This window comes from Photobacterium sp. GB-50, assembly GCF_003026755.1.
Classification (GTDB): domain Bacteria; phylum Pseudomonadota; class Gammaproteobacteria; order Enterobacterales; family Vibrionaceae; genus Photobacterium.
The window spans coordinates 158691-170523 of the sequence record NZ_PYNX01000006.1 but is presented as its reverse complement, the minus strand read 5'-3'; the positions used below and the strand labels follow the sequence as shown (position 1 = coordinate 170523).

Here is an 11833-nt window from a genome sequence, read left to right as displayed (position 1 = left end):
AGCACGCCGAGATAGACGTGCTTATTATGCGTTAGGCAGAAGCCGTATTTGGTGTGGTTGCTATAGAATCTGTGGTAGGGATCGGTATAACTTCACCCAATGGTGGCTCTGAATTTTGCTTCTCAACAATTTTCGTCACTGCTTGTTCAAACGCTTCATCATTCATACTGAACCAAAAGTCAGGCTTTCGATGATGCGCCTTGTCATAAGCAACGGTTGCATTGTCTTTATGGCGAAAAGGCTCATTCATTGGAATGTCAGGCAAAGGCTGGCTCACATCCATATAGGCTTGGATCATGTTCCATAAGCGTTTGTATTCATCAAGATCTCTTGAGCCATTAATAAAACGGCCAATGGGAACCCCATGTTTGTAACCATTATAACGATGAACAAGAAACAGTTGATAATTAATAAAACCTTGTGGGGTTGGCGATGTTGTCAGGTAGCAATCAAACTCAACAAAAGGGTGACTAAATCGCACCTTATTACCGAAACCATACAGTGTGACCATGCCCGTTTCACGGCTTAATGAAAATAAGGTTTTAATGGGTAATTTTCCATTAAAAAAAGAGAAAGACCACCAAATGAGTAAGGATGGGATCAATATGTATAAAAGAAAAATCAAAATATCGATTGATGATTGCGATGAAATGTTGGTTACGAGATATATTATCCCCAGAAGAACAAATGCTAACGGCATCATATAGAGAGCAATAACTTTCGCAAAAGTCACGGCATAAAAATAGACCAAGCCCCACCATGGCAATGTGATGTCTCTAATTTGACGTTCGTTGTAGCCGCCTTCAGATGGGTCTAACGTTCTAAGCTCAGAGGGTTTACGGGATCGCAACACTTTACTTGACACATGATGATTATTGCAAGTAAATGGGAAGTGCACACCTTTTCTGGCCATTTGAGACCAAAAGCCTTGCTGATTCCCCGGCGCTTGCGGCGGAATATGCTGTGAGTTGTAAGGATTATGCTTCATGGTTATTTTCTATCTTTCTTCGGCGTTAACGATTCTCAGAGTGAGAATACACGCTAAATAGACTGGGCAATAATTGGCCTGATTGATGATGAGATATGACCTCCACAAAAAAGCACGCCGAGATGGGCGTGCTTATTATGCGTTAGGCAGAAGCCGTGTTTGGTGTGGTTGCTATAGAATCTGTGGTAGGGAACGGTATAACCTCACCCAATGGTGGCTCTGAATTTTGCCTCTCAACAATTTTCGTCACAGCTTGTTCAAACGCATCATCATCCATACTGAACCAAAAATCTGGCTTTCGATGATGCGCCTTATCATAAGCAACGGTTGCATTGTCTTTATGGCGAAAAGGCTCATTCATTGGAATGTCGGGCAAAGGCTGGCTCACATCCATATAGGCTTGGATCATGTTCCATAAGCGCTTGTATTCATCAAGATCTCTTGAACCATTGATAAAACGGCCAATGGGAACCCCATGTTTATAACCATTATAACGATGAACAAGAAACAGTTGATAATTAATAAAACCTTGTGGGGTTGGCGATGTTGTCAGGTAGCAATCAAACTCAACAAAAGGGTGACTAAATCGCACCTTATTACCGAAGCCATGTAGTGTGACCATACCCGTTTCTCGGCTTAATGAAAATAAGGTTTTAATGGGTAACTTTCCATTAAAAAAAGAGAAAGACCACCAAATGAGTAGACACACCACTGATATAAAGATTAACCCAAGATATGCTGTATTTAGTTCACTTTGTGGGGCTTTAGTAAAAATATTCACCATACCAAAAACCAAAAAAGCTAACGGCATAAAATAGATTGCAATAACTTTCGCAAAAGTCACGGCATAAAAATAGGCCAAGCCCCACCATGGGAAAGTGATGTCGTGAATTTCACGCTCACTGTATATATCACTCTCAAATGTCTTAAGCTTTTTCAGTTCAGAGGGGGTACGGGATCGCAGCTCTTTTTCTGGAACATGATGATTATTGCAAGTAAATGGGAAGTGCACACCTTTTCTGGCCATTTGAGACCAAAAGCCTTGCTGATTCCCCGACGCTTGCGGCGGAATGTGCTGTGAATTGTACGGGGTATGTTTCATGGTTATCCTTTTCATTTTATAGGTTATCAGCCCATTCTTTTTGTTGTTGAGTAAAGTCAGCACGGGGAGGTCCAATATTGTTCAAACGTATTGCATTTTTATCTAAAGAAGGAAGTGGAAATACCGTACCTTTATGTGTTATTCGCGCTTTCGCTAAAACAGCGACTTCTATTGTTTCTCTGACATTTTTTGTCTGGCGAGTATCTTCCGTCGTTTTTATACAAAAAACATAACTATTACCTAAACTCATTCCTCCTAGGGAGGAGAGGGGCTGCTGGCTGGAATACTGATCACTCAACTGATTATTCCCATCAATTAATACCTTTGTAAGCTTTTGGCATGCTTTCACAGTGATATTCTTCTGATTTAATGAGATGGGTAAATTCGACTGAATATGAATATAATGTGTTGTAGGCATTGTATTCAAACGTTGTGATACTTTATCACTTAATTGTAACTGCACTTTATCTTTTGGATAAACAGTGATTTTAATGCCAATAATTTCGTTCAACCATGTAAGATATGCAAGCTCAGGGTCGTCCTTTAATGATGCATACTCTCCATTAAAACGATCTTCCTCCTCTGCAAAAGGACCATTGGCGAGCCATTCTTGCATTGAGTTATCTTTTAGCCATAAGTAGCAAAGCCCACCAGTAAGGGAGATTGCAATGGCTAACCACCCCCAAGGTCCGACTAAAACAGACGGCGTTTTAATCCTGTTCTTTCCTAATATTCTGCTTGTTCTGCAAACAGTTTTTGTGCTTTTTCTACCCACTTCTCACTGCATTGATTTTTAAAATACATATTACAATAGCGGCTATCTGGTGAAAAAAATAGAGCGGCATAGGGGTTGCCTAACTCTGCTGCTTCAATCAACATTTTTCCGGCCTTCGGAGTATCATATATACTCGAACCGTAGGTAATGGTGGCTAACCAATACATCGCTTCTGGATTTTTTTTATCGGCTAAAGGTTGAAGTGCTTTTTCAGCTTCTCCCCATAACTTACGCTGTATATTAAGTACCCCTTCAAAAAGCGGGTCACCTGGCTGATAGATACTCGCTATATCAATAGAAGGGTTGATACTTGATATCGGATTTTCTGATAAAAATTGTTCAAATACAGCAATATCGGCTTGTTGAGGTGTTGTTGCTTTTGAGCAACCGGTTAAGGCTATCGAAGAGAGAGTTAAAAGAAGGGTAGTAATTATTACTTTCATGCATTTAAGGCCTTAATTTAGCTGACTAAGAAGCTAATAGATTTAATGTTGAATAGTACACCTAAAAACAATTGGGCAATAATTTGCTTTAATATTGATTAAAAAAGCGCTTCCTTTTTATTTAGGAAGCGCTCAAAAATTAAAAAATAATTAACCTTCAGGTACGTGAGCCCCATCAATATAAATCACTCTTTTTACCGAATCTGCTTTTTCTTGTGCTTTATTATTTGCAACAATCAAAGCTTCTTTTTCTTTAGGTGGATGAGTAAAGCTTATTGCAAAGTCATCACCATTAAAAAGTTCAGTTGCTTTTGCTGCAATATATTTCTCTTTTTCAGATAAAGAGTCATCTTCAATACTTAAGATTCTATATCCTCTCCAGGCATAGTTTGCACCCAAAGAGATACCTTGTGTCATTAATTCTTTATATATAGAACCATTCATTCTTTTATGTTTACCCTCAATTTTCATTAAGGATTCAATAGCCGGAACAAAGTTATTAAAACGTGCATAATTAAGAAGCTCAATAGCGAGTTCCTTCATTTCTTGATTGGAATCTTCTGCTTTTCTTAAATTATTAGAGTATTCAACAAGCGGGTAGTAGTAGTGACTTTTCGCTGCGTTGATAATGGCACTAATATATTGCTCGTGGGTTAAATCTGGTTTCAATACTGTACTGTAATATACGGCACGAACATCGCCTGTTTTTGCTTTTTCTACAAAAAGTTTTTGTGCTTTATCTACCCATTCCTCACTGCATTCACTGGAATAGTACATTTGACAAATATCGTTTTTAGGCGAAAAAAACAATGCTGCATAAGGGTTGCCTTGTTCAGCTGATTCCATATATAGCTTTTTAGCCATAGGGTTGTTTTTAATACCCGTTCCCCATGTAATTGATGCTAACCAAAATTTTGCGTCAGGATTTTGGTTTTTTACCATCGGTTCAAGTTGTGTCTTTGCCTCAGCCCAAAGATTACGTTGGATGTATAAAACACTTTCAAAAAGTGGATCCCCTTGTTGGTATATACTTGCGATATCAACGGTTGGACTTACTGACGATATAGGATTTTCTGATAAAAATTGTTCAAACACAGCAATATCGGCCTGTTGTGGCTCTGTTGCTTTTGAGCAACCGGTTAAGGCTAAAAAAGAGAAAACTAATAGTAGGGTAGTAATAGTTACTTTCATGCATTTAGACCTTAACTTAGCGGACTGAGAAGCTGATTGATTTTAATGCACAATAGTACACCTAAAAATTACTAGGCAATAATTTGCGCGAGGTGTAGATAGTGAAAGGAAATGTAGAGTAGGTTAAATTAAGAAAACCTACCAAGAATTTGATTTTCAATAGTTAAAAATCCCCCCTCATAATAAAGGGGGGAATAGGGTATTAATCGGAAATCATTTTATTCACTTTGTTAAAAAATCCGCTTAGGCTTTCGTCGTTATACAACTTTTCGTATGGTTCAATACTATAACTTCGCATTTCCATATCCCATCCTTGATTATTATTTAATTTTATCGCCTTATCATATTCTTTTTTTAATTTAGTAGGTATTTTTGAATGTGGATGTCTTAAATATTTTAAGAAATTAATATAATCCTCATTGTTTTCAGCATAGAATAAAATAAAAGCTAACGAGTTATACCCTAATAAATCTCCATTTTTAGCTAAATTACCGAGCATTGTATTTAACTCTTTATTTGATGGACAGATATCCGATAATGATTTCTCTTTTGATTTAAAACAAACCCCAATAAACCCAGTTGATAAATATTTATTTTCTGCATTAATTAGAATGTCTTTAGCTAATTTTTTATAATACTCATATTCTTTATTCTGTTTATCATTTTTATTTTCAACAAAAAATAAACCTTTCTGTAGTTCATTAGCACATTCAAAAAAACGCTCTTCTGCACATTGCTTAAGAAGTTTCTCTGCTTTTGGTGTGAACCATGTCCTCTCTTTATTTACTCTCTCTTCAAATGACATATAACGATACTGTTCATAATCTTCGTTATATAATACCGATGAGTTTCCCTTTTTCCATTTACGATAAGTGGATCTTAATACTTTGTCATAACCAGAATTATCACATAATTCTTTATATCTATTAAGTTGACAGGTTCTTTTCTCCCCATAGGTATCCATGGCATAAGGATATCCTTCATCAGTTAAAGCTTTTAGCATCTCTAAAGACTTTTTTAGATCATAACGTGCCATTGAAACTGCATAAATATATCTTGCCTCTATATTATCTTTATTATTAATATAAGGTGTAGTTAGCTCTATCGCTTTTTTAAAATCAAAATCGTACACCATAAAATTTTTCGCAAGATATATTTTACCTTTATCTAAATTTGACAACTCAGAAGAATAACCATTCTTCATTATCTTATCCATCGCAAAAACTGGATTTAACTGGATAATACATAAAATCAATCCATAAAATATCTTTTTCATTATCTATTTACCTATAGATCTAGCCCCCTGGCTTTAAGGAGGCTAACCAGTCACTATTCGGAATCTAACTTATTTACTTTGTTAAAAAATCCGCTTAGGCTTTCGTCGTTATACAACTTTTCGTATGGTTCAATGCTATAACTTCGCATTTCCATATCCCATCCTTGATTATTGTTTAATTTTATCGCCTTATCGTATTCTTTTTTTAATTTAGGGTCTAACTTTGAATCTGGATATCTTAGATACTTAGAAAATCTAAGATAATTTTTTGTATTGTCATTATGAAATAATTCATAAGCAAGAACTTGATACCCTTTTAAATCACCTTCTTTAGCTAAATTAGTTAACATTAATCCTAATTCTTTTTTAGATGGACAAATATTAGATTCTGATTCTGGTTCATTACAATATCCAAGATAGTCAATTCTTAAATATTTATTTTCTGCATTAATTAAAATATCTTTAGCTAGTTTTTTATAATACTCGTATTCTTTTCTCTGTTTATCAGTTTTATTTTCAACAGAAAATAAACCTTTTTGAAGATCATCAGCACAATAAAAAAAACGCTCTTCTGCACATTGTTTTAGAAGTTTCTCAGCTTTTGGTGTGAACCATGTTCTCTCTTTATTTACTCTCTCTTCAAATGACATATAACGATACTGCTCATAATCTTCATTGAATAATTCAGATGAATTTCCTTTTCTCCATTTATAATACATTGTTCTTAATAATTTTTTATATCCTGAATTATCACACAATTTTTTGTATCTATTAAGTTGACAGGTTCTCTTCTCTCCATAGGTATCCATGGCATAAGGATATCCTTCATCAGTTAAGGCTTTTAACATCTCTAAAGATGTTTTTAGATCATAACGTGCTAATGAAACTGCATAAATATATCTTGCCTCTATATTATTTTTATCGCTAATATAAGGAGCAGTTAACTCTATCGCTTTTTTAAAACCAGCTCCATAAGTAAGAAAATTTTTTGCTAGATATATCTTATTTCTATCTACATTTGACAATATCGAAGAGTAACCATTTTTTATGGTCTTATTTATAGCAAAAACAGGATTTAACAGGATAATACATAAAATCAGCCCATAAAATATCTTTTTCATTATCTATTTACCTATAGTTCTAGCCCCCTGGCTTTAAGGAGGCTAACCAGTCACTATTCGGAATCTAACTTATTTACTTTGTTAAAAAATCCGCTTAGGCTTTCGTCGTTATGCAATTTTTCCCAAGGTTCTATATTGTAATTTTTTTTCTTATAACTCCATCCAACACCATTATTCAATTTTAATGCATTATCAAAAATGTCTTTTAGCTTAGATGATGATAAGAGTTTTGGATATAAAACATATCTTGGAAAACTAAAATCATATATATCTTTATATAGTAAAAACGATAATGTATGATATCCTGATAAATCTCCTTTTTTAGCTAAATTAGTCAACATCGTATAACTTTCATTTTTAGTTAAACAAATATCATTATCTCTATATTTACTCTTATCAAAACATCTATCCATATAGTCTATTTTTAGATATAAATTATCTGCGTTGATTAATATTTTCTTCGCTAGTTTTCTATAATACTGATAATCTTTCTCTTGTTCTGGAGTTCTTTTATTAATAAAATATAATCCATTTTGTAATTCATTTGCACATTGAAACACATTATCATTAGCGCATTGACGAAGAAGCTTATCGATTTTAGGATTAAACCAAGTATGCTCTTTGTTAATTCTTTCATCCCATGGGGTATCAAGAAACTGTTGATAAAATTCATTATATTGTTCAGAAGGATCTATTTTTCTCCAATCTAAATACGTCTGACTCAATAATTTATCATATCCATATTTTAAACAAGCATTCTTATATTTATTAAGTTTGCAGGTTCTTTTCTTCCCATAAGTTTCCATCGCATAAGGATATTCCTCATTAGTTAATGTTTTTAGCATTTCTAACGAAGTTTTCAGATCATAACGCGCTAATGCTGATGCATATATATACCTAGCAAAAATATTGTCATTGTTTTTTATATATGGTTTTGTAAGTTTAATAGCTTCTTTGTTGTCTTTACCATATTCCAAATAAATATTTGCTAAGTTTATTTTTTTTAAATCATCATTTGATAAATTACTTTTATTTATTTCGCTTCTAGAATAAACACAACCTGAGAATAAAAACAAAAAAATTAGAATACTATTAAATTTCATAATAACCATCCATCAAATCTAATAACGCACTCATGTCACCATTCTTAATGGCTTCTAATATACGTTTTTTATTTTTGAAATCACCAATACTATTTTCTTTTTCAACCATATTATCAACTAAATTATTTATTGATTTAACCATACTAGACTTTATCATCTTCGATGGTGAATTTATAAATGATAATAGGCCATCAGAAAATTCTTTATATTCATCAGGATAAACCTTAGACCTTGCTAAATGGTAATATCCAAATTTCAATTCTAATGAGAGGTTAGTTCTCTCGCCATTAAAGACTACAAATTCCAAATCAGTACCATAAAGTTTTCTTTTTATTACTTTGTATTTAGTTTCAGGGTAAGAATTAAAATATGCATCTATATTATCTTTAACTTTATTTACAAAATAAAGTTCATTAATGTTAATGCTTTCGTGATAATCTAACCCATCAATATAGAACTGATCATATCTCTCTAAAATCTCTTTTAACTTCCCCCAAACAATATAAGGAATCAATTTATTAGCATAATCCCTCACAAGCATTACTTTACCAAGAGCATTAAATCTTGTAAAAGTTTCGCATATTTGTCTATCTTCAACAGACTTATAAATATAACTATCTTGATTAACCCAAAAATTAAGTAATTTACAGATAGCTATCCAACGAGGGGCCTCCTCATTAACACCATTTACTAATTTTTCTTTTTCTTTTTCAGAAAGTTGTGGTGGCTTTAATATTTGAAATGGAGACTGATTAAAGCGTTTTAACTCACTAACTTTGACACCTAGAGTAATGTCAAGAAGAGTACTATCAACCGTTAGAGAATATAAAAGTCTTGCTCTTGATTCTGGGGGCATATTATTAAACCAAGGCTTCATATCCTGTATATTCTGATTCTTATTATGAAATGATATTATATTATTCGCAATCATATCAGCATGCCCATGAACCAAGATTTTTTTCTCTTGCTTTATCACTTCATTCATATTTAATAAAGCCAGCTGAGAAACCTCCAGTCCTGTCACCATAGTCATCGTAATGAGAGTATTTAATACTTGATTACCATCTAAAGTACCATCCTCATCGTCTTTCTCCGTAAAAATATCTAAGCGTCGAAAATCATTGCTTGCCAATAAGTCAACGAAAGCATTAACAAACTCAAGTAAAGATTCTGGATATAGTGCTATCGTCTGCTCTACATAGCCTCCACCACCAACAGTAAGACCACCACCACAAGTTAGAATATATTGATTCTTTCGATAGCCAAATTTGAGTGTGCCACGTAGCCCAATACCAAAACTTTTCTCAGTCGTATTACAGAAACGTCCTATTTGATGCCAATCTCGATCTTCTCGAACGTGATAATTATTTGTCGTTCTTAAATTATTAGCTTGCATTGGCGTAAGTTGAGCAATCCAACTTTTATTTAGAGGATCGAGCACCATGCCCTGCATATTCTTAATTGGTTTACACCATTTAACATCACTGGATACAGTAACACCAGCACGAGCACCCGCGAATACATCAACAGAGCCAGCAATATAGCCGCCATTTGGTAGATTGGTATCACCAGGTAAAATAGGTGAAAGAGAAAGGCCTCCGTCCGTTGATGTCATAGAAACTGCCGCACTTAAACTTAATCCGATCCCGACACTTCCATAAAGTACCATATCAACATCCGATCTTAATTGCCCCAAATGCAGTTCCTTTACTTTATTTTGCTCACCAAAACGTGCGGATATAATCATAGGAAAGCCATTACGGCTCGGCAGCATCTGCTTTATTGACATATATCCACTCAATATATCAATACTGGCCGACGCTTCTATACTGGCAATATCTGTCTGTTTAATCGCTCGTTTTACAAGATCCTCAAAAGACTCTGGATAATCAGCTTCAAAGCGGCAATTATCAGCACAAAAGCGAAATAGCTCAGCTTGCGCATTGACGATATAACTTAGCCCCTTTCCTCCACCTATAGTTTGTGACATTTGAATAAGGGAAGTGTATTTTGTAAATTTATCAATACTACTATCAGGGATATCACTATTAAGATTGACTGTTTTAGTTTGGTTATTTTTTACAGAATCACGAGCCAATTTTATAGCTTGCTTAATTCCAGCCTGTAATGAATCGGCTGAATTGGCTTGTTTAATGTCTTCATCTTTAACGCCACGAGCAACATCTATATTGTCTTTTAATTTTAACTCTGTAACGAGACCATGAGAGTCTAGTAATTTATTTAAATCACTGCTTATCATATAACGAGGTTTATTTTCTTCGCTCATGATAAAAAATTCAACTATGTGCGTATCCGACTCTTTCCATGCAAATTTATATTCAGTTAATTTGATATCATTAGAAGACCAAGTAATGGTATCAAGTGCAAGTAATGATTGTTTAATTTTATTGCTATCAAGACAAAAATTTACTTTCCCTTGTTTTAAATTTTGATTTGCACAATATTTTAGATAGTCGATTTGATAACGTATCGCTGCAAGAATATATATGCCACCCATTCCATAGTTAAGAGCAGTTGTTTTGTTTCCTAAAATTTCGGTAATGTATTCTTGGATATCTGCGGATAACGCTTTATCTAAAGCATCAGAGAAAGCAAGACAATTGTAATACCCTAACTTTTCGATAAATAAGATAAATTTGTGGTTACTAATCTCGTGAAGTATTTTCGGGTTACTACTATCAAAGCGTAGCATTTCTATATTATCTGTAAGGTCACGCCCAGTTCTATCCAACTTGCTTAATATAGATTTATCACTCAATTTACTGACCAAATCATCAAACGCTTTCTGAGTTTCTTGATCTGTAGCAAAAAGCTCTTTTTTTGATAGCACTTGCTCTGGAACCGCCATCCCTTGAGCATTCAATAGCTCCAAACATTTGTATACATTTGCAGCAACAATGCTATTTGTTCGAACATTTCCTTTTTGTTTGTACTTTTCGAAATCATCAAGCATGTCATATTGAGGATCTCTATACATATCATTAAAATCTTTTCGAAGAGCAATGTATCCGTTATAACTTTTCTCAACGAACTTTTCATCACCTTTAACAAAACGATATTTACCAGTTAGTAAACTTTGATACCATAAGAATCCTTCTTTTTTCGCTTGCTCTTTAGCCTTTTCCTCATATTGTTCAATTTGATTGCTCAACTGCTTAATGACTTGCGTATTGAGAAAATTAACTAAGTCTTTTTTTGTACTGTAACCAATCCGCGTCGAATTACGTAATTCTATATTATGCTCAATCGCTCGCATGGTATTTCGTACAATAGAATCTTCCGCCAAATCTGAATACGTCAGACCTAGCTGTTGACTGTAACGCTCAATAATTGAATCTTCAGCAGCGGCAACTTTCTCTAGTTTTGGTATTTTTGACGTATTTTCAATAATCTTGACATAGGTTTGAATTAAGTTTCTCGTATAAAGACATTGGACATAGTCACTTTTATCTTTTTCAGAGGATAAAAAATAAGTAAATGAGCGGATCTTATAGTTTTCAAGAATGCCTTTTTGATTTAATTTTTCTAGCACTTCTTGTTGGATCGCCTCTTTACCTTTTTGTTCATCCTTTTTGGCATCGCCTGAATACAATTTTTCCGTTACCACTTTAACGGTATCATCTAATTCATCAGCTTGCGCCTTTAATTCTTCAGCATCTTTTGCTGAAACATAAAACCATTTCTTTTGCTGAGGAATATATAAAATATCAGCAACGTTTTTAGGTTCACAGGGCCCAGCGGTTACTCCGTCTGAACTAAATACATCACATTGTTGTAATTCTGTATTGGTTAAATCTAAAGTCTTAGCCATAA

General features: G+C 34.1%; 9 protein-coding genes. All 9 read right to left on the bottom strand.

All coding sequences use genetic code 11. The features are described from left to right. Positions 1–31 precede the first annotated feature (31 nt). Positions 32–988, bottom strand: coding sequence for a hypothetical protein (locus C9J41_RS10740; protein ID WP_107206450.1), 957 nt, complete (start codon positions 986–988; stop codon positions 32–34). 142 nt (positions 989–1130) lie between these two features. Continuing rightward, positions 1131–2090: a hypothetical protein gene (locus C9J41_RS10735; protein WP_107206451.1), complete on the bottom strand. Its 960-nt coding sequence runs from the start codon at positions 2088–2090 to the stop codon at positions 1131–1133. Positions 2091–2106: 16 nt separating this feature from the next. Next, a complete protein-coding gene (locus C9J41_RS10730; protein WP_107206452.1) occupies positions 2107–2706 on the bottom strand; it encodes a hypothetical protein in 600 nt (199 codons plus the stop codon). 110 nt (positions 2707–2816) lie between these two features. Further along, positions 2817–3308 carry a hypothetical protein gene (locus C9J41_RS10725; RefSeq protein ID WP_107262343.1) on the bottom strand — a complete coding sequence of 164 codons (492 nt, stop codon included), beginning with the start codon at positions 3306–3308 and terminating at the stop codon, positions 2817–2819. Positions 3309–3458: 150 nt separating this feature from the next. Beyond that, a complete protein-coding gene (locus C9J41_RS10720; protein WP_107288160.1) occupies positions 3459–4499 on the bottom strand; it encodes a hypothetical protein in 1041 nt (346 codons plus the stop codon). A 202-nt stretch (positions 4500–4701) separates the two neighbouring features. Next, positions 4702–5775 carry a hypothetical protein gene (locus C9J41_RS10715; RefSeq protein ID WP_107294546.1) on the bottom strand — a complete coding sequence of 358 codons (1074 nt, stop codon included), beginning with the start codon at positions 5773–5775 and terminating at the stop codon, positions 4702–4704. Between the two features lie 53 nt (positions 5776–5828). Then, entirely contained in the window at positions 5829–6896 is a 1068-nt protein-coding gene (locus C9J41_RS10710; protein ID WP_107294545.1) for a hypothetical protein, read from the bottom strand. 53 nt (positions 6897–6949) lie between these two features. After that, entirely contained in the window at positions 6950–7999 is a 1050-nt protein-coding gene (locus C9J41_RS10705; RefSeq protein ID WP_107208779.1) for a hypothetical protein, read from the bottom strand. Continuing rightward, positions 7989–11831: a hypothetical protein gene (locus tag C9J41_RS10700; protein ID WP_107294544.1), complete on the bottom strand. Its 3843-nt coding sequence runs from the start codon at positions 11829–11831 to the stop codon at positions 7989–7991. Before C9J41_RS10700 ends, C9J41_RS10705 begins: the two co-directional genes overlap by 11 nt. Positions 11832–11833: the final 2 nt, after the last annotated feature.

What these genes read in the sequence shown, in the direction of transcription:
- C9J41_RS10740 (WP_107206450.1), bottom strand. Translation starts at nt 988, where the DNA reads ATGAAGCATAATCCTTACAACTCACAGCATATTCCGCCGCAAGCGCCG.
- C9J41_RS10735 (WP_107206451.1), bottom strand. Translation starts at nt 2,090, where the DNA reads ATGAAACATACCCCGTACAATTCACAGCACATTCCGCCGCAAGCGTCG.
- C9J41_RS10730 (WP_107206452.1), bottom strand. Translation starts at nt 2,706, where the DNA reads ATGCAAGAATGGCTCGCCAATGGTCCTTTTGCAGAGGAGGAAGATCGT.
- C9J41_RS10725 (WP_107262343.1), bottom strand. Translation starts at nt 3,308, where the DNA reads ATGAAAGTAATAATTACTACCCTTCTTTTAACTCTCTCTTCGATAGCC.
- C9J41_RS10720 (WP_107288160.1), bottom strand. Translation starts at nt 4,499, where the DNA reads ATGAAAGTAACTATTACTACCCTACTATTAGTTTTCTCTTTTTTAGCC.
- C9J41_RS10715 (WP_107294546.1), bottom strand. Translation starts at nt 5,775, where the DNA reads ATGAAAAAGATATTTTATGGATTGATTTTATGTATTATCCAGTTAAAT.
- C9J41_RS10710 (WP_107294545.1), bottom strand. Translation starts at nt 6,896, where the DNA reads ATGAAAAAGATATTTTATGGGCTGATTTTATGTATTATCCTGTTAAAT.
- C9J41_RS10705 (WP_107208779.1), bottom strand. Translation starts at nt 7,999, where the DNA reads ATGAAATTTAATAGTATTCTAATTTTTTTGTTTTTATTCTCAGGTTGT.
- C9J41_RS10700 (WP_107294544.1), bottom strand. Translation starts at nt 11,831, where the DNA reads ATGGCTAAGACTTTAGATTTAACCAATACAGAATTACAACAATGTGAT.